The sequence below is a fragment of the Streptomyces sp. NPDC107559 genome (assembly GCF_055657365.1).
The window spans coordinates 154,165-170,816 of record NZ_JBVKBD010000012.1; the positions used below are offsets into that span (position 1 = coordinate 154,165).

Genomic DNA, 16,652 nt, shown 5'->3' on the forward strand with positions numbered 1-16,652 from the left:
CGGTTGCAGTGCTGAGACCGTGTTCCGCAGCCGGATTCATCGCCGGCGGCGCCGGTTGGACCCGGGTCCGGCCCTGCGGTGCCCGGCCGCCTCCGCAGCGCGGCCGGGCATCCTCGGCTGTCGCGAGCGCACCTGGGGTCAGTAGGCGACGAGGCCCCGGACTTGAGAGGTGTTGAAGACGAGCCAGAACTTGGTGCCGTCCTTCACGTCCGTGGCCGCGAGTCCCCAGGTGTTGGCGTAGACGGTGCGCATGCTGTTGCAGTAGTAGCCGCCGCTGGACGGCTCGAAACAGGTCTGCACCCTCACCGTCGTGGTGATCTTCACGTTGATGTCGTTGCAGTACGACGTCGTGTAGCGGTAGTTGGGGTCAGCTGCGGGCCAGTGCCAGTTGTCGTCGGTGCCGGTGATGGTCTTGGCGCTGTCGTAGCAGGACGTGGCCGCCGAGGCGGGTGACGCGGGGGCGAGCAGCAGCACCCCGGCAACGGCGGAGGCCGCCGCGGTGACCGCGATCATCTTTCGTCTGTTCATGATTTTCCCCCTGTTGATGCAGGCACGCGGTCTCTCCGCGCTCGGGAACTGCACGCGCCCAGCGTCGCGGCGCGGAGTGCGGGCCACAACACTGTCCAATCCTGATGCGAAAGGCCTGCCCACAGGGGAGGTCGGCTGGCCGGTCAGTACGTGCCGGAGCGCGCGCGGGGGGCGCCGTTGTGTTCCAGCAGGCGCAGTCCCAGCGCGGTCGCGGAGTACAAGGTGCGCGGGCCGTCCGGCAGCGAGGTCGCCAGCCCTGCCTCGCAGAGCACGTTCAGGTGGTAGCTGGTGATGCTGACCGGCTTCCCGGCGCGACGGGCCAGTTCCCCGCACGAGTCACCGGCGGCCGCCGCCCGCAGCACGGCTGCCCGGGTGGTGCCCAGCAGGGCGGCGAGAGCGTCGCGGCCGGTGCCCTCCTGTGGAGTGCCCCACCACTGGGGGGTGCGGTGGACGGGGTAGACCACGACAGGGGGCAGGTCAGGATCGATCCAGGTGACGGGCAGGCGCCAGCAGAACGCGGAGGGGATCAGCAGCAGCCCGCGGCCGTCGAGATGCACGTCCCGGTCCTGCGGATAGTCGGCCTCCAGCACGGGATCCTGCCAGCGCAGGCACGGCCGGAGGCTGTCGAGCACGGCGGCGACACCTCCCCGCATGAACGCCCGGGCCCGCAGGGCCTGGTCGGCGGCCACCAGAGCCTCGACGCGCGGCCAGTACGGCCCGAGCACGTGCGTGTGGTAACCGTCCAGGGCTCGGCCGAGCAGGGCCAGCCCCTCACGCTCGCCCCGGACGAGCGGACCCGCCCATCGGGGCAACGGACCCAGCGCTGTGAGCTCGCGCGTCAGACGGTCCCGCGGTGTCGACAGGACCGCGTCCAAGCCTGCCTCGATGCCGTGCTGGCCGGCGAGCGGGGTGAGCAGATCCGGGAAGTCACCCCTCGGGGGCGCGAGGGTGCGGACCATGGCTCCGAGCCAGGGCGGGAGGGTCCGTATCCGAGCGCGGGCATCGCCACGCCAACGGTCGAACACCGCACGGCCTTCGCGGTTGCCGAGCAGATTCGCGCTCAGCACCAGTTCCCATAACGGATCCGGACGGGCTGCGACACGGGTCCTGCCCAGGTCGGCGGCGGTGAAATGAAATCGCAGCACGCCCACGCGGTTCCCCCTCGGTCCACATTGCGCGGAGCCCCACCCGGCTACGCCGAGACCGGTACTCGACCCGTGACCGTCGCCTGACGAGCAGGTGCGGCACCGGGGTGAGTCGTGCCGGACCCGTGCCGGACCTGTGCCGGATCTCCGGGTCTCCGGAGCCCTCGGCCGGCCGGTCCCCGAGACTCTATGCCGGGAGATGCGCTGCGGGCACCCTGCGGTGAAACGAGGTCGGCCCGCCCGTGTTCCGACGGTTACGGGCGGGCCGCCGGGGCGTCCGCGGCCTCGACCGCTTCGACCAGCGGGGCCAGCTCCGGGTTCTTCGCCGCCTCGTCGAGCGCCTCTCGCAGGGCCGCGTCGTTGGTCGGCCGGGCCCGTTCGAGGAGCGCCAGGCCGGACGCGGTGACGTCGGTGTAGATGCCGCGGCGGTCGGTCGGGCACAGATACCGGGACAGCAGGCCCCGGTCCTCCAGCCGGGAGACGAGGCGGGTGGTGGCGCTCTGGCTGAGCACGACCGCGTCGGCGACCTGCTTCATCTGGAGGTGTCCGCCCTCGCCGTCGTGCTGACGGCTGAGCACGTCGAGGAGCGAGTACTCGCGGACGCTGAGTTCGTGCCCGGACTGCAGAGCGCGCTCGATACGTGTCTCGATCTTGCCGTGCAGGAGGGAGAGCGCGCCCCATCCGCTGGCGAGGGCGGTGAGGGCGGGGTCTGTGGCGGTCATGGGTCCGTATCTCCTTCCGGGGGACAGGGTCCAGGATAGGCGCGAAAAAAATTACCGGCCAGGGCCCATAGGTGGCGGACGCAAGTATCCCGGGCGGTCGCGCCCCCGTCCCGTCGGTGCCGCCGCCCGCACTCATGCGCGGGGTCCGGTCCGCGAGCTCCCTCCGAGACGTCTGTCATGTCGCACGAGGGTTAGCCGCGCTTGCACTTATAGCGCGTATGCAACTATTGTCTGAGCGTCTAAAGAGCTCCCTCAAGCAACACCTGGAAGGCCGAGACCATGCCTCTCGCACTCCTCGCCCTGGCCATCGGCGCCTTCGGAATCGGCACCACCGAATTCGTGATCATGGGGCTGCTGCCCGACATCGCCGCCACCTACGGCGTCTCCATCCCCACGGCGGGCCTGCTGGTCACCGGCTACGCCCTCGGCGTCGTCGTCGGCGCGCCGCTGCTGACAGTGCTCGGCAACAAGGTGAGCCGCAAGCGGATGCTCATGCTGCTGATGGGCCTGTTCGTGCTCGGCAACATACTGTCCGCACTCGCCCCCAGCTTCGGGATGATGCTGACCGGCCGCGTGATCACCTCGCTCGCCCACGGCTCCTTCTTCGGCCTCGGGTCCGTCGTCGCCGCCGACCTCGTCGCCCCGGACAAGAAGGCCGGCGCCATCGCCACCATGTTCACCGGCCTGACGATCGCCAACATCGTGGGCGTGCCGCTGGGCACCTTCGTCGGGCAGGCGGTCGGCTGGCGCACCACCTTCGCGATCGTCGCCGCGCTCGGCGTGATCGGACTGCTCGGCATCCTCAAGCTCGTACCGGCGACACCCCGTCCCGAGGGCGCCCATCTGCGTCGGGAACTCACCGCGTTCCGCAACCCGCAGGTACTGCTCGCCATGGCGATGACCGTGCTCGGCTTCGGCGGCGTCTTCGCCGCGATCACCTACATCGCGCCGATGATGACCCATGTCGCCGGCTACTCCGACGGCTCCGTCACCTGGCTCCTGGTCCTGTTCGGCATCGGCATGTTCCTCGGCAACCTGCTGGGCGGCCGGTTCGCCGACCGGGCCCTGATGCCGATGCTGTACGTCGCGCTCGGCAGCCTCGCGGTCGTGCTGGCGCTGTTCACGGTATTCGCGCACGACAAGATCCTCGCCGCGCTCGCCGTCCTGCTCGTCGGCGCGCTCGGCTTCGCCACCGTGCCGCCGCTGCAGAAGCGGGTGCTCGACCAGGCGCACGGCGCCCCCACGCTGGCCTCCGCCGTCAACATCGGCGCCTTCAACCTGGGCAACGCGCTGGCCGCATGGCTCGGTGGACTCGTGATCTCCGCAGGCTTCGGCTACACGTCCCCGAACTGGGTCGGCGCCGTCCTCGCCGCCGCCGCGCTGGGCCTGGCCCTGTGGTCCGCGGCGCTGGAGCGCCGTGCCCCCGCGGCCGGACCGGCCGCCGCCGGCGACGTTCCGGCCCGTACCCCCGTACACCAGTGACCTCACTGGCGTACCCCCGTACACCAGTGACCTCGCTGACTTCCCTCCCTTCCAGCGCCGCACATCACCAAGGAGAAGCGCCATGAGCACCACCGCCCCCGTCACCGTCACCCCGCTGACGACCGCCGACGCCGAGATCCTGATCAACGCCGCCCGCCGGGCCGCCGAGGCGGCAGGGGTCGCCGTCAGCGTCACCGTCCTGGACGCCGGCGGTCACCTGCTCGCCTTCCGCCGCGACGACCGGGCGGTCCTGATCTCCGGCGAGACCAGCACCCGCAAGGCGTACACGGCGCTGCAGCTCGACGCCCCGACCGCCGACCTGGTCGAGCTGGTCAAGCCCGACGGACCCTTCCACTCGCTGCCGACCGCGCTCGACCGGCCGCTGCTGTTCATCGCCGGCGGCATCCCCGTCCACCGCGACGGCCGGCTCGTCGGCGCCGTGGGCGTGGGCGGCGGCGCGCCCGAGCAGGACCACGCCTTCGCCACCGCCGCACTCGAGGAGCTCGGCCGATGACCCGCACCCCGCAGGAGGTCTTCGCCGACCACGGCACCCGCCTCGGCACCGGCGACCTCGACCTGATCAGCCGCAATTACACCGAGGACGCGGTCTTCGTGACGCCCGACGGCGTGCTGACCGGCCGCCGGGGCGTCCAGGAGGGCATCGGCCGGCTGCTGGCCGACCTTCCCGACGCCGAGTGGCAGCTGACCCCCCGCTTCGCCGCGAACGTCCTGTTCCTCGAGTGGTCCGCGACCGGCGCCACCCACCAGGTCGCCGACGGCGTCGACACCTTCGTCTTCCGCGACGGCCTCATCAGCGCCCAGACCGTCCGCTACACCCTCACCCCGCGCAACCCGTGAAGGAAGAACCGCACACCATGTCACCCGCCACCGTCCCCAGCGTGACCCTGAACAACGGCGTCGAGATCCCCCAGCTCGGCTTCGGCGTCTTCCAGGTCCCCGACGACGCGACCGCCGCCGCCGTCACCGCCGCCCTCGAAACCGGCTACCGCAGCATCGACACCGCAGCCATCTACGGCAACGAAGCCGGTGTCGGCCGCGCGCTGGCCGCCTCGGGGCTGCCCCGCGACGAGCTGTTCGTCACCACGAAGCTGTGGAACGCCGACCAGGGGTACGACGCCACCCTGCGCGCCTTCGACGCGAGCCTCGCCAAGCTCGGTCTCGACCACGTGGACCTGTACCTGATCCACTGGCCGGCACCCGCCCGCGACCTGTACCGGGACTCCTGGCGTGCCCTCGAACGGCTCGCCAGGGAGGGGCGGATCCGCGCGGCCGGCGTCTCGAACTTCCAGCCCGGCCATCTGCTGCGGCTGGTGGGCGACTCCACGCTGATCCCGGCCGTCAACCAGATCGAGCTGCACCCCGGCCTGCAGCAGGCCGAGCTGCGCGCCTTCCACGCCGAGCACGGAATCGCGACCGAGGCGTGGAGCCCGCTGGCCCAGGGCGCCGTCCTCGACGACCGCACCGTCGGCGACCTGGCCGCCCGCCACGGCAAGTCCCCCGCCCAGGTCGTCCTGCGCTGGCACCTCCAGCTCGGCAACATCGTCATCCCCAAGTCGGTGACCCCGGCCCGGATCCGCGAGAACTTCGACGTCCTCGACTTCGCCCTCACGGACGAGGAGATGCGTGCCGTGGCCGCGCTCGACCGCGGTCTGCGCACCGGCCCGCACCCCGACGAGCTCAACTGAGCCGACCTGTCGTCCCTCCCTGCGGGGCTCCGCTCCGGGCAGACGCCCCGGAGCGGAGCCCCGCTCTGCGTCCGTCTGCTTCATCGCGAAGTGCTGCACGAGTTCCGCGCCGTGAAGTGCTGCACAGTGCCCCACGCCGAAGGCGCGGACACGCCCGACGAACACCCATCGTTTGCAATAGCCCGCGAATGCAAGTATTGTTTTCACATGTAAGGCGCGTGTGCATGTAAATGGGAGCTCGCCCCCGTCCTGCACCGCACCACCCCCACACAAGCAAAGGCACCGTCATGTCGCTCAAGAAGATCCTTCCCGGCCGTCTCGGCTTCGGCACCGCCCCGCTCGGCAACATGTTCCGCGCGATCCCCGACGACGAGGCCCGCGCCACCGTCGAAGCGGCCTGGGACCACGGCATCCGCTTCTACGACACCGCCCCCTTCTACGGCGCCGGCCTCGCCGAGACCCGCCTCGGCGAGGTCCTGTCGGCCGAGCCCCGCGACTCCTACGTCCTGTCCACCAAGGTCGGCCGCGTCATCCTCGATGAGCACGAAAGCGCCACCCGCGACCTCGGCGAGAAGGGCGGCCTGTTCGAGCACGGCAACCCGAACAAGATCGTCCACGAATGGACCGCCGAGGCCACCGAGCGCTCCATCGAGGACAGCCTCCGACGCCTCGGCACCGACCGCCTCGACATCGTCTGGGTCCACGACATCGCCCAGGACTTCCACGGCGACCTGTGGCTCCAGAAGTTCGAGGAAGCCCGCACCGGCGCCTTCCGCGTCCTGAGCCGGCTGCGCGACGAGGGCGTCATCAAGGCCTGGGGCCTCGGCGTCAACCGCACCGAGCCCATCGAGCTGACCCTCGCCCTCGACGAGCCCCGCCCCGACGGCTTCCTCCTCGCCGGCCGCTACACCCTCCTCGACCACGACCACGCCCTCCAGCGCCTGCTGCCCATGGCCCAGGAGCAGGGCGTCGACATGGTCGTCGGCGGCCCCTACAGCTCCGGCATCCTCGCCGGCGGCACCCACTTCGAGTACCAGCAGGCCCCGGCCGAGATCGTCGAGCGGGTCGGCGCGCTGAAGGCCCTGGCCGACAAGCACGGCGTGAGCATCAAGGCCGCCGCCCTGCAGTTCTCCCTCGCCCACCCTGCGGCCGCGGCAGTCATCCCGGGCGCCACCCGCCCCAGCCGCATCGCCGAGGACACCGCGGCCCTGAACGAGACCGTCCCGGCCGCGTTCTGGACCGAACTGCGCGCCGCAGGCCTGGTCAGCCCGGCCGCCCCGCTCCCGAACAACGCCTGACCCCCGCCCCGCGCTCCGTCCCCAGGAAGAAGACCATGGCCTCCACCTCCGTCTCACGCGTCGTCCCCGCCTCCCCTCAGCGGGTCTGGGACCTCATCGGCGGTTTCGACGCCCTACCCGACTGGCTCCCCTACATCCCGGAGAGCACCGCGCTCGAAGGCGGCAGGGTGCGCCGCCTGACCAACCCGGACGGCGATGTCATCGTCGAGCGTCTGGTCGCCTTCGACGAGGCCGGGCGTCACTACAGCTACGCCATCCTGGAGGCTCCGTTCCCGGTCACGGGATACCTCTCCACCCTTCGCGTCCACCCGGTCGCCGGCCGGGACGACGTCGCCGAGGTCCAGTGGTCCGGCCGCTTCACCCCCGACGGCATCACCGACGCCGAGGCCGAGGACCTGTTCGCCGGCATCTACCGCGACGGCCTCGAAGCCCTCCACCAGGCACTGTCCGCCTGACCCGGAGCCGACCCGCGCACCGCCGCGACGTCGGTCGAACCGCACGGCCCGGACACGCGACAGGCGTGCCCGGGCCGCGGTCCGTCCAGACCGTCACGCACGTGCACTTGAGGACGGCGGCTCCGTGGCGTACGACGAGGACCGCTCAATGTCCGTCGGTGATCACCTGGTTGGCCGGGATCCAGTACCCGGCGAGCTCCGCCGAGGTGATCCGCACCATCGACCGGCCGTTCACGACCGCCCTGCGGTCGAACTGGAGGGTGCGCGGCGCCGAGTACTTCAGGGTCTTGAGCGTGCCTGCCACGCCGTTGGTGCCGAAGCTGATCGCCTCGGCGGAGGCGTTCGCGGCGACCGTGAGCGTGCGCGGCACCTTGTAGGTGACGCCGACGTGTTCACCGCGCAGGAACGCCTTCGGGTACGCCTCCCCGATCCAGTAGCCCTTGTACGCCCCGGCACTGATCCGGTACCAGACGCCCGCGCCCTGGATGCGCCGACGCATGTCGGTCGGTGCCTGGGTGGCCCGGGCGAAGGTGACCTTCTTGGTGCTGAGGATCTTGTCCGCCTTGGCCTTGTCCCAGCTGCCGTCGGGCTTGGTGTTCGGCTTGTACAAGGTGTGCGTGCCGGCGGCTATGGCGATCAACGAGCCGGACTTCACGCCCGGCGGGACGTCCTCGATGAGCATGTCCAGCTGGTAGGCGAAGACCGAGCTGTTCGTCTGCCAGTTCAACTGCTGCCAGAGCGTGATGTGGTGGTGGTGATAGGTGTTCGCCGGAATCCGGTGCGTCTGGCAGTAGTACGAGAACCAGCGCGGGTTGCGCAGCAGGCTGAAGTACCGGGCGATCGTCGTGCAGGCGCCGTCGTACAGCTGGGCGGCTAGCTCGCTCCCGGTCAGCTGGTGGTAGTCCCAGACGCCGAACAGGGCGAAGATCATGCCGTTGTACGTGTAGTCGCCGGTCCCGGCCGCCTTGAACGGGTACTCCTGGATCCAGAGGTATCCCGCCCTGTCCTTGTTCACCACCCACGGGCTGGCGTTGTCGGCGCGCAGCAGCGAGGCGAAGGCGCCGTCGGCGGCCGTGCGGTACAGGGCCCGCTGCTCCGCGTCGAGCCCGTCCTCCAGAGCGGCGAGCTGGGCGAACAGGCTGATCGCCTCGCCCTGAGCCATCCCGGAGTACCAGGGCGCCTTGTAGACGACACCGCTGTGCTCGGCGTGGGTGAAATCGAACGGGTACGGGAAGTACCAGGCGCCGCGGGTCTCGACCCGCTTGGCGATGAGCCGGTCGGCCTGGGCCCTGGCGCGATCGAGGAACACGGCCTTGCGGGCCGGGTCGGTCTCGACGCGGTAGCTGGCGATGCAGCCGAGACCGAACTGGATCTGGCCCACCGGGTGATCGTAGGACGTCCCGTCGGCCATGTACTTCATGTACACGCCGTCGGCGTTCAGGTGGTAGTCGCCCGACGCGAGGTTCACATTGGCCCAGGGCGTGGGCCGGTTGCGCCACGGCCGCATGGCCTCCGGCAGATCGGGGACGATCTGGTAGCCGGCCTTCTGGAACTCGAACGGCAGCGTGGTCGGGACGTCCGTCTCGGTCGGCGTGCCGACCGCGTACGGCATACGGGTGGTCGCGCTCGGCGCGCTGACGGTGCCGCCGTCCAGCGGGTCCGGCAGCTCCGTCGGCACGGGTATGGGCTCCTCGCCCGAGCCGGACGGCAGGCTCAGTGCGATCGACCGCGGCATGTTGGCGAACGGGTCGACGGGCGCGGGTGACTCGAAGACTCCCGATGCCATCGCGGTGACGGCCCCGCCGCCCGCGACCGCCACCCCCGCGGCGCCGCCGCCGGCCAGCCGGATGAACCGTCTCCGGCCGATTTCGGCACGCCTCTTTCCCGTCATGACTCTGGCCCCCCAAGACCTCAAGAGTGTTGATCAGCAGTCACGGATGAAAGGGCGCTGATCAGCGATGTGTGGAGCTTAGGTGAATCCTGAACGTTTCTGTGAGGGCCCGGAGGGCATCAATTGGTGCGAGCGATGGGAAAGTTGCGACATAACGGGGTGTTGGGGGACGTTCCCCGGTGCGGGAGAGGGTCCGTGGGGCGGTTGAAGACGGCGGCGAGGCCCCGGCCGGGGCCTCGCGGCGCCGCCCTCGCCGCCGTCGCCGAGCGGGCAGGCCCTAGGAGGTGATCAGGGTCTGCGGTGTCTGCGGGGCGAGCGTTCCGGTGGCCGCGTCGAAGATCCGCGCAGTGCTCGACCCGTCGGAGGAGACGCTGCGCAGGTCCGGCGTGCCGTCGCCGTTGAGGTCGGCGGCCTGCAGGACCGGAAGGGTCGCGGAGTCGTATCCGCTGTCCGCGATCTGAAGGGGGGAGACGGGGTTGCCGTAGGCGAGGTCCTGGAGCTGTTGCGGGGTGTAGTAGTACAGCGCGCCTGTGGTGGTGTTGCGGGCGAACAGCGCGGGCATCCCGTCGATGAGGCTGGTGGTGATGCTCCAGTCGGTCCAGTCTCCGGTGCCGGTGGGGTTGGTGCCGCCCAGCGGCAGCGCGGCGTCGACGGGGACGAAGGCGCCAGGGACGGGGTTGCCCGCATCGTCCCACAGCTGTCCGCCCACGATCAGGAGCAGGTCGGGATAGCCGGTGGAGGGTTCACCGTTGAGCGTGTGATACAGGTCGCCGCCGCTGGCGATGCTGGTCGCCTTGTTCCCGGAGTAGTCGGTGAAGACCATGGAGGACACGTTGGCCTCGTGGCCGCTGGTGGGCAGTAGGGGCGAGCCGTCGCCGCTGCCGTACAGCACCGTGCCAGTGCCGGTCGCCGGGTCGTAGGCCAGGACGTCGTTGAAGCCCGCGCCCGTGTGGAAGTGTCCGGTGATGGTCTGGATGCCGTCCCAGTTGGCAGGTGAGCCCGAGGAGTCGGCGCCGGTGCCCTGCGCGCCGATATCGGTGGCGTGGGTGTCGAGTTGCCCGTCGGCCGTGCCGCGAGCCAGCCACAGCCCGCTGGGCAGACCCGCCTGGCCGCCCACTACGGTCAGGTCGGGGATGCCGTCGCCGGTCAGGTCGCCGTCGTGAGCGGTGGCCGCGGGGGCGGCGCTGAAGACGCAGCGCGTGGTGTCGCCGATGCTGCCGTCGGCCGAGACCGCGGTGACATCCAGCACGCTCGCGCCCTCGGTGGGAGTGACGCTGATGGTGGTGCCGGACCCGGTGGCGGCCAGGGAGATCGGTGCCGCGCCGTCGAGTTGGTAGCGGTAGCCGGCGGTCGTGCCGCCGGAGGCGGCGGGTACCAGGGTGAAGGTGGCCGGGATGCCGACCTGGTAGGAGGCCGGGCTCGCGTCGTCACCGCAGTCGTATCCGGAGGCGTCGGTGATCGCCGGGGCACCGGGCGGGCCGGCCTTGGTCGAGGTCTGCGGCTTGCCGAGCGGCAGTCGTGATGACGAGGTCGCGGGCGCGGCATCGGCATGGGCGGCCGCCGCCGTGCCGGACAGGGACAGAGCGCTGAGCGCGGCAGTCAGCGTCGCGTTCAGCACTCTGCCGCGCAGGGTGGATCTCACCGTCGGGTACCCCCAGGTCTGGCAAGTCATGATCATTTCGTTGGCGCCTCAGTGGACAGGCTTTTCGCTGTTCCCGGCAGGGCTGATTGCTGGTGTTATGACCTGGGGTTTCTGAATAGTGACTGAAAATTTGCCAGCTTTTGGCGCCAAGTTATGCCCGAGCTGCCGGAGTTGTTCACTTTCCTGAGTCCACCGCGTGCAGTGACAGCGCGGCCGTGCAACTGCTGCTTGATCAAGTGGCGGTGCGGCGCATCCTGCCTGTGCGCAGGCCTGGTCGGGCCTTCTCTCGTCAGGCCCTGCGCACCGGTTCCTGGAGTTCGGTGACCCACTCGTCGTGGTTGTCGGGGCATTCCAGGTTGATCTCCCGCGGGTAGCCGGCCCAGCGGTAGCCGTTGGCGTCGATCCAGCGGCCGAGAGTCTGGATGGTGGGCAGGACGGTCTCCATCGAGCCGCGGTGCATGATCGTCGCCGCCTGTTCGACGGGAGGCAGGTCCACGATCCGCAGCCCGTCGTCCTCGCCGAGGGGTGCGCAGACCTCGACGCCCGCGTGGATGAGGATGCCGCCGTCCGGCGCGTCCTCGTAGTAGGCGATCCCTGGCCCGGAGGGGGCGATGCCCGCCGACCCCAGACGCCGGAACAGCTCGTCGTAGAGCGGTTGGATGACCGGACCGATGGTGTCGAAGTCCGGTGCGACTGCGGTCAGTTCGGCCAGCCGCACGCTCGGCAGGCTCTTCAGTACGACATCGTTGCTGGGCATCTGCCCCTCGCTCTCGATCGAGCGGAGCCTCGCCTCGACCTGGGCCAGCCGGGCCGCCGCAGCGGTCATCGCGGCCTGCAGCTCGGCGTGCCGCAGCCGGAGCATCGCGCGCAGCTCCTCGGTACTCACCTTCTCGTCCAGGATCACCAGCACCTGCTGGAGGGTGAAACCGAGGTCCTTGAGCGCGATGACGCGGTTGAGCCGGGCCAGTTGGGCGGCCGTGTAGTGGCGGTAGCCGGTGGCGGGGTCGACGTGGGCCGGGCGCAGCAGACCGGTCGCGTCGTAATGACGCAGCATCCGGACCGAGACGCGGCCGTGCCGGGCGAAGTCTCCGATGGTGAACATGATGTCTCCGAGTTGACTGCCTGACACGGTGTGAGGGTCAAGAACACTGCCCGGGTGGGCGTGGGCGTCGGCCCCTGAGGGGGCGGTCGGCTACGGGAGGTCCGTGACGCGGTGGTCGCCGACGAGTGCGCGAAAGGTCTCGGCGGGGTTGTCGTCCAGTTGTGGGAGGCTCCCGTTGAGTCGCAGGGTGGCGAAGCCGTGGGCCAGCGACCAGGCGGCCAGTGCGGCGCGCTGGACATCGGGGCCGCGTCTGGCGGCCGGGAGGTCCTCGACGCCTGAGCGCAGTGCGCGGGAGGCGCGTTCCTTGGCGGCGGTGAGTTCCTGGTCGTCGCCGTGGAGCAGCTGGGGCTGGAACATCACCGTGAAGTGGGCTGGATGGCCCAGGGCGAACTCCACGTACCGCACGCCCATTTCGCGCAGCCGGTGCGGGGTGCCGGCCGGCACCGTGGCCAGGGCGGCGGCCAGCAGCTCGAAACCCTCCGTGGCGATCGCGGTCAGCAGCCCGGCCCTGTCCTTGAAATGGTGGGCGGGCGCGGCGTGCGAGACCTCGGCGCGGCGGGCGAGGTCACGGAGGCTGATCGCGCCGATGCCGTCGCTCGCGATGACCTCGAGCGCGGCGGAGAGGACGGCTCGGCGCAGATCTCCGTGGTGATAGGTGCGTGTTGCGGTCATGCGCTCCAGGCTAGCCCATATCTAGTCACTGACAAGTAGTCATTGACAAGATGGCTGGCGCGGAGCAATCTAGGCAGCGTCAAGTTCCTGTTGGATGCGCGACAGCGACAGCGAAGGAAGCGACATGCAGCACAGCCTGAGCACGGTCCGGCAGATGTGGCAGTTACTGGAGCCGGTGCACGCCACGCTCTACTACGCGCGGGAGGCCTTCGAGGAGGCCGCGGCTCTCGGCTACGCCACCGACGAGCGCTGGCCGAGCTACTTCGCCTACCGCGCCGCGCCGCTCGGCCCGGCCGGCCCTCAGCTGGTCAACGCCCTCTTCTACAGCTTCAGGCGGCAGATGGTGCAGCGTTACACCGCAGAGGCCTGGCGCACCGCAGCACCCGAGCGGGTCCTGGCGGCCCGCAGCGCGGGAGTGGACCGCGCCCTGCGCAGGATCCTCGGCGACCGGATCGGCTCACCGGAGCTGCGCGAGGCCGCGGACCTGGCTCGCCGCACCGCCGAGGCCGCGGACACCGCGGGCCGCGCCCTGGCCGCCGCCAACTCCGCGCTGCCCTGGCCCGACGAGCCGCACATGGTGCTCTGGCAGGCCGCCACCCTCCTGCGCGAGCACCGCGGCGACGGCCACATCGCCGCCCTCCAGGCCCACGGCCTCGGCCCCGCCGAATCCCTGGTCTCGCACGCCGCCGTCGGCGCCGCGCCGCAGGAAGTGTTCGGCAGCAGGCAGTGGACCGGAGAGGAGTGGGACGCCGCCCGCGAACGCCTCGCCGCCCGCGGCCTGGTGCAGGCCGACGGCCGGGCCACCGAAGAGGGGCTGCGGCTCCGTACCGCGGTCGAGAAGCTCACCGACGAGCTCGCGGCCGCACCTTGGGACGCGCTCACGCCCGCAGAAACGGCCCGGCTGGCCGAACTGCTCGTACCGCCGGTGCTGGACATCGTAGGCACCGGGCTCCTCCCGCAGCAGAGCACGCTCGGCATCGGCCTGAAGTTCGACTACGAGTGAATCCGGAGTAGGCCGAGGAAGGCGGGCCCGCGCCTGATCACGGCCGTGTGGTGTGCAGTCGGCCGGTGAGCCGTCCGGAAGGGCGGCTGTGCGGACCGGCGTGCGGCTGTGCGGACCGGCGTGCGTTTCGGTGCGTCAGCTGGTGGGGAGGGCGGCGTTCATCTCCCACATCAGGACCTCGGCGCCGTCGGGTCCCGCGGTGATGCGCTGGCCCTCCGCGCCGTTGATCCGGACCGTGTCGCCGGTGGCCAGTGCTCCCGCGCCCTCCAGTTCGGCGCTGCCACGGGCCACGAAGAGGTGGACGAAGGGAGCGGTGGCGATCTGGAGGGTCTCGGCGGGGCGGATACGGGCGACGTGAAGAGCGGCGTGCTTCTGACGGATGCCGATCGCCCGCTGGTGGGCGTGCTGGGACATGCCGGAGGCGAGGGTGGTCCAGTCACCGCGGGCGAGTTCGTCGTTGACGTCGAGCTGCTCGTACCCGGGCTTGATGCCGGCCTCGTCGGGGATGACCCACATCTGGATGAAGTGGACGGGGTCCTGGTGGGCCGGCTCCCCGGTGAGGGTCCAGGAGTCGTTCTTCTCGCTGTGGAGGATGCCGGTGCCTGCGCTCATCCGCTGGGCGAGGCCGGGGTAGATCACCCCGTTGTGGCCTTCGGAGTCCTGGTGGACGAGGCCGCCGTCGAGGACCCAGGTGATGATCTCCATGTCCCGGTGGGGGTGGGTGTCGAAGCCGGTGCCCGGCGCGACGACGTCGTCGTTGGAGACCAGCAGCAGTCCGAAGTGGGTGTTCTTGGGATCCCAGTGGCGGGAGAACGAGAAGGAGTGCCGGGAGTCGAGCCAGCCGGCACGCGTGTGGAAGCGCTCGTCGGCACGTCGGATGTCGAGGAGGGAGGCCATGGGGATGTCCTTGCTGTTCGTGCGGCCGGGGGGCTGCTCTCGGCTTATAGTTGAAAGTTATACAACATGGCGCCTCCGGTTATTCCCGCCCCTTGTCGGCGGGCGGAGGGTGTCGGCCGTCACGGGAATGGGTCTGCGCCCGATGGTGTTAGCGTGGTTGAACGTTAAACGAACTGGGCTGTGTGGCCCGGGCGACCCCTTTGGGAGCAGACAGATCATGGGCCTCTTCGGACGTAAGAACAGCGCCGTCCAGACCGCCACCGCGTCGCAGGCGACCGCCGCCGCGAACCCCCACCTCGCCGCCGTGACGGGTGAGTACACCATCGACCCCGCGCACTCCACGCTCGGTTTCGTCGCCCGGCACGCCATGGTCACCAACGTCAAGGGCAAGTTCAACGACTTCACCGGCAGCCTGCAGCTGGACGGCCGTGACCCTGCCGCCTCGACGGCGTCCATCGACGCCAAGATGGACAGCATCGACACGGGCTCCGCGGACCGCGACGGCCACCTCAAGAGCGCGGACTTCTTCAAGGCCGACGAGTTCCCCGTGATGACCTTCCGCTCCACCCGGGCGCAGGCGCTGGGCGGGGACGGCTTCAGGATCACCGGCGACCTGACGATCCTCGGCGTGACCAAGCCGCTGGCCATCGACCTGGAGTTCAGCGGCGCCGCGAAGGACCCGTTCGGCAACGAGCGCGTCGGTTTTGAAGGCAAGGCCGAGATCCTCCGCTCCGAGTGGGGCCTGACCTGGAACGCCGCTCTGGAGACCGGTGGCGTGCTGGTCTCGGACAAGATCAAGCTGCACTTCGACATTTCGGCGATCAAGAACGCCTGACGCGTAGTGCGTCACGGCCCGCCCTGTGTCGTCGGGCGGCCGCGGAGCCCCACTCCCGCCTGAGCCGGGAGTGGGGGCGGGGGCAGGGTGCACAGCAGCCGTGACGCGGGGCTCGCGGACTCGCCAGGGGTGGATCGGATCACGGGTCTGCGCGGCTTGTCCGCGCAGCCGCACGCCAATATGGTTGAAGTGTGAAATAGCGACGCGGTCGTGACGCCGACAGGTCGCTCCAGGGCGCCGTCCCCGCCACCGGTGGTGAGGAGTCCGTCAGGAGCGCGTGCCGTGGACCGGGCGCCAGAATCAGTCTTCTGAGGACATGAGGGCCGGGAGCATGGCAGAACCGGTGAGCTTCAGCACGCTGAACCTTCCCGAGGCCCAGCGTGTCGCTCTGTGGGAGAGACACAACGCAGCAGCGCTGATCGGTCTGCGGTGCCGCTCCCTGGGGGAGGTGCCGCTGGACGCCACGGAGATCAATCTCCAGCTGCCCCGGATCCATGTCGCGCGGGTCGTCGGGAGCCCGCACATCGTGGAGCGCCCTTCGGCGGTGATCCGGCGCATGCCGTCCGAGGCGATGGCCTGCTATCTGAACCTGGCGGACGAGGCCTTTTTCTACCACGACGACGGGGTTCAACTGCTCCGCGCGGGGCAGCTGATCGTCTGTGACGCCGACCGGCCCTTCGTCCGGGGGTTCTCCAGGGGCCTGCAGGAGCTGGCAATCAAGATCCCCCGTTCGGTGTGGCAGGACATAGGGGGACCGGCGACGCTGGACCGGCCCCTCGTCCTCGACGTGAACGACGGTTCCGTCCAGGCGAAGACGTTCGCACGGCTGGCCGGCCAGGCCGTGCGCCCCGGGGGCGGCGGCGCCGTCGACGAGGACACCATGCTCGAACTGCTCGGCAACCTCGTGACCGGCCGCTTGCCCGCGCTCGCCTCGGTCCACCTGGCGGTCGCCAAGGTGTACATCGACCGGCATCTGGGGGAGTCCGGCCTGTCCGCGCGGAGCATCGCCCGTGGTGTGGGCATCAGCGAGCGGCATCTGTCGCGGGTGTTCTCCGCGAGCGGTTCGAGCGTGCCCCGGCACCTGCTGGGCCGTCGGCTCGAACTGGCCCACGCTCTGCTGGCCGGGGGAGAGGGGACGACGGTCGCCGAGACCGCGGTCCGCTGCGGCTTCGGCTCGGTCACCCACTTCTCCCACCGGTTCAGGGAACGCTACGGCGTACGGGCGTCGGACGTCCTGCGCGAGGCTCGTACACAGGCGTGACCCCGGCCCCGCC

At 70.4% G+C, this 16,652-nt stretch carries 17 protein-coding genes; 9 read left to right on the forward strand and 8 right to left on the reverse strand.

Features of this window, described 5'->3' with window-relative positions; translation table 11 throughout:
• Positions 1 to 138 precede the first annotated feature (138 nt).
• From ACZ7OY_RS30585 to ACZ7OY_RS30595, 3 genes are all read right to left on the reverse strand, one after another.
• Positions 139 to 528 (reverse strand): hypothetical protein, encoded by a 390-nt coding sequence (locus ACZ7OY_RS30585; RefSeq protein WP_471914405.1) that lies wholly within the window; start codon positions 526 to 528, stop codon positions 139 to 141.
• Between the two features lie 143 nt (positions 529 to 671).
• Positions 672 to 1,673, reverse strand: a complete 1,002-nt coding sequence (locus ACZ7OY_RS30590) for an ArsR/SmtB family transcription factor (protein ID WP_471914406.1) — start codon at positions 1,671 to 1,673, stop codon at positions 672 to 674.
• Between the two features lie 254 nt (positions 1,674 to 1,927).
• The gene (locus ACZ7OY_RS30595) at positions 1,928 to 2,395 is read right to left on the reverse strand and encodes a MarR family winged helix-turn-helix transcriptional regulator (protein WP_471914407.1); all 468 of its coding nucleotides are present in this window, start codon (positions 2,393 to 2,395) and stop codon (positions 1,928 to 1,930) included.
• 279 nt (positions 2,396 to 2,674) lie between these two features.
• Between ACZ7OY_RS30595 and ACZ7OY_RS30600 the strand changes: the two genes are divergently transcribed.
• The 6 genes from ACZ7OY_RS30600 to ACZ7OY_RS30625 all read left to right on the forward strand — a co-directional run bounded on the left by ACZ7OY_RS30600 (position 2,675) and on the right by ACZ7OY_RS30625 (position 7,336).
• Positions 2,675 to 3,877: an MFS transporter gene (locus tag ACZ7OY_RS30600; protein WP_471914408.1), complete on the forward strand. Its 1,203-nt coding sequence runs from the start codon at positions 2,675 to 2,677 to the stop codon at positions 3,875 to 3,877.
• An 82-nt stretch (positions 3,878 to 3,959) separates the two neighbouring features.
• Positions 3,960 to 4,391 (forward strand): GlcG/HbpS family heme-binding protein, encoded by a 432-nt coding sequence (locus ACZ7OY_RS30605; RefSeq protein WP_471914409.1) that lies wholly within the window; start codon positions 3,960 to 3,962, stop codon positions 4,389 to 4,391.
• On the forward strand, positions 4,388 to 4,735 hold the full coding sequence (locus tag ACZ7OY_RS30610; RefSeq protein WP_471914410.1) for a nuclear transport factor 2 family protein: 348 nt from the start codon (positions 4,388 to 4,390) through the stop codon (positions 4,733 to 4,735). Before ACZ7OY_RS30605 ends, ACZ7OY_RS30610 begins: the two co-directional genes overlap by 4 nt.
• Before the next feature lie 17 nt (positions 4,736 to 4,752).
• Positions 4,753 to 5,583, forward strand: coding sequence for an aldo/keto reductase (locus tag ACZ7OY_RS30615; protein ID WP_471914411.1), 831 nt, complete (start codon positions 4,753 to 4,755; stop codon positions 5,581 to 5,583).
• Positions 5,584 to 5,870: 287 nt separating this feature from the next.
• Positions 5,871 to 6,881, forward strand: a complete 1,011-nt coding sequence (locus ACZ7OY_RS30620; protein ID WP_471914412.1) for an aldo/keto reductase — start codon at positions 5,871 to 5,873, stop codon at positions 6,879 to 6,881.
• Between the two features lie 35 nt (positions 6,882 to 6,916).
• The gene (locus tag ACZ7OY_RS30625; protein WP_471914413.1) at positions 6,917 to 7,336 is read left to right on the forward strand and encodes an SRPBCC family protein; all 420 of its coding nucleotides are present in this window, start codon (positions 6,917 to 6,919) and stop codon (positions 7,334 to 7,336) included.
• Positions 7,337 to 7,481: 145 nt separating this feature from the next.
• Here ACZ7OY_RS30625 and ACZ7OY_RS30630 read toward each other — a convergent pair whose 3' ends face one another.
• From ACZ7OY_RS30630 to ACZ7OY_RS30645, 4 genes are all read right to left on the reverse strand, one after another.
• Positions 7,482 to 9,227 (reverse strand): D-glucuronyl C5-epimerase family protein, encoded by a 1,746-nt coding sequence (locus ACZ7OY_RS30630; protein WP_471914414.1) that lies wholly within the window; start codon positions 9,225 to 9,227, stop codon positions 7,482 to 7,484.
• A 277-nt stretch (positions 9,228 to 9,504) separates the two neighbouring features.
• Positions 9,505 to 10,899, reverse strand: coding sequence for a hypothetical protein (locus tag ACZ7OY_RS30635; RefSeq protein WP_471914415.1), 1,395 nt, complete (start codon positions 10,897 to 10,899; stop codon positions 9,505 to 9,507).
• A 259-nt stretch (positions 10,900 to 11,158) separates the two neighbouring features.
• Positions 11,159 to 11,971: a MerR family transcriptional regulator gene (locus ACZ7OY_RS30640; RefSeq protein WP_471914416.1), complete on the reverse strand. Its 813-nt coding sequence runs from the start codon at positions 11,969 to 11,971 to the stop codon at positions 11,159 to 11,161.
• A 90-nt stretch (positions 11,972 to 12,061) separates the two neighbouring features.
• Positions 12,062 to 12,643 (reverse strand): TetR/AcrR family transcriptional regulator, encoded by a 582-nt coding sequence (locus ACZ7OY_RS30645; protein ID WP_471914417.1) that lies wholly within the window; start codon positions 12,641 to 12,643, stop codon positions 12,062 to 12,064.
• 124 nt (positions 12,644 to 12,767) lie between these two features.
• Between ACZ7OY_RS30645 and ACZ7OY_RS30650 the strand changes: the two genes are divergently transcribed.
• Complete coding sequence (locus tag ACZ7OY_RS30650; RefSeq protein WP_471914418.1) at positions 12,768 to 13,646, forward strand: SCO6745 family protein; 879 nt, start codon at positions 12,768 to 12,770, stop codon at positions 13,644 to 13,646.
• A 135-nt stretch (positions 13,647 to 13,781) separates the two neighbouring features.
• Here the strand turns inward: ACZ7OY_RS30650 and ACZ7OY_RS30655 are convergent, their stop codons facing one another.
• Positions 13,782 to 14,543 (reverse strand): pirin family protein, encoded by a 762-nt coding sequence (locus ACZ7OY_RS30655; RefSeq protein WP_471914419.1) that lies wholly within the window; start codon positions 14,541 to 14,543, stop codon positions 13,782 to 13,784.
• A gap of 217 nt (positions 14,544 to 14,760) precedes the next feature.
• Here ACZ7OY_RS30655 and ACZ7OY_RS30660 point away from each other — a divergent pair, with 217 nt between their 5' ends.
• Positions 14,761 to 15,378 carry a YceI family protein gene (locus tag ACZ7OY_RS30660; protein ID WP_471914420.1) on the forward strand — a complete coding sequence of 206 codons (618 nt, stop codon included), beginning with the start codon at positions 14,761 to 14,763 and terminating at the stop codon, positions 15,376 to 15,378.
• A gap of 331 nt (positions 15,379 to 15,709) precedes the next feature.
• Positions 15,710 to 16,639 carry a helix-turn-helix domain-containing protein gene (locus ACZ7OY_RS30665; RefSeq protein ID WP_471914421.1) on the forward strand — a complete coding sequence of 310 codons (930 nt, stop codon included), beginning with the start codon at positions 15,710 to 15,712 and terminating at the stop codon, positions 16,637 to 16,639.
• Positions 16,640 to 16,652 lie beyond the last annotated feature (13 nt).

Excerpts from the sequence above, each read along its gene's own strand:
- ACZ7OY_RS30585 (WP_471914405.1), bottom strand. The coding sequence starts at position 528 with ATGAACAGACGAAAGATGATCGCGGTCACCGCGGCGGCCTCCGCCGTT.
- ACZ7OY_RS30595 (WP_471914407.1), bottom strand. The coding sequence starts at position 2,395 with ATGACCGCCACAGACCCCGCCCTCACCGCCCTCGCCAGCGGATGGGGC.
- ACZ7OY_RS30600 (WP_471914408.1), top strand. The coding sequence starts at position 2,675 with ATGCCTCTCGCACTCCTCGCCCTGGCCATCGGCGCCTTCGGAATCGGC.
- ACZ7OY_RS30605 (WP_471914409.1), top strand. The coding sequence starts at position 3,960 with ATGAGCACCACCGCCCCCGTCACCGTCACCCCGCTGACGACCGCCGAC.
- ACZ7OY_RS30610 (WP_471914410.1), top strand. The coding sequence starts at position 4,388 with ATGACCCGCACCCCGCAGGAGGTCTTCGCCGACCACGGCACCCGCCTC.
- ACZ7OY_RS30615 (WP_471914411.1), top strand. The coding sequence starts at position 4,753 with ATGTCACCCGCCACCGTCCCCAGCGTGACCCTGAACAACGGCGTCGAG.
- ACZ7OY_RS30620 (WP_471914412.1), top strand. The coding sequence starts at position 5,871 with ATGTCGCTCAAGAAGATCCTTCCCGGCCGTCTCGGCTTCGGCACCGCC.
- ACZ7OY_RS30625 (WP_471914413.1), top strand. The coding sequence starts at position 6,917 with ATGGCCTCCACCTCCGTCTCACGCGTCGTCCCCGCCTCCCCTCAGCGG.
- ACZ7OY_RS30630 (WP_471914414.1), bottom strand. The coding sequence starts at position 9,227 with ATGACGGGAAAGAGGCGTGCCGAAATCGGCCGGAGACGGTTCATCCGG.
- ACZ7OY_RS30635 (WP_471914415.1), bottom strand. The coding sequence starts at position 10,899 with ATGACTTGCCAGACCTGGGGGTACCCGACGGTGAGATCCACCCTGCGC.
- ACZ7OY_RS30640 (WP_471914416.1), bottom strand. The coding sequence starts at position 11,971 with ATGTTCACCATCGGAGACTTCGCCCGGCACGGCCGCGTCTCGGTCCGG.
- ACZ7OY_RS30645 (WP_471914417.1), bottom strand. The coding sequence starts at position 12,643 with ATGACCGCAACACGCACCTATCACCACGGAGATCTGCGCCGAGCCGTC.
- ACZ7OY_RS30650 (WP_471914418.1), top strand. The coding sequence starts at position 12,768 with ATGCAGCACAGCCTGAGCACGGTCCGGCAGATGTGGCAGTTACTGGAG.
- ACZ7OY_RS30655 (WP_471914419.1), bottom strand. The coding sequence starts at position 14,543 with ATGGCCTCCCTCCTCGACATCCGACGTGCCGACGAGCGCTTCCACACG.
- ACZ7OY_RS30660 (WP_471914420.1), top strand. The coding sequence starts at position 14,761 with ATGGGCCTCTTCGGACGTAAGAACAGCGCCGTCCAGACCGCCACCGCG.
- ACZ7OY_RS30665 (WP_471914421.1), top strand. The coding sequence starts at position 15,710 with ATGGCAGAACCGGTGAGCTTCAGCACGCTGAACCTTCCCGAGGCCCAG.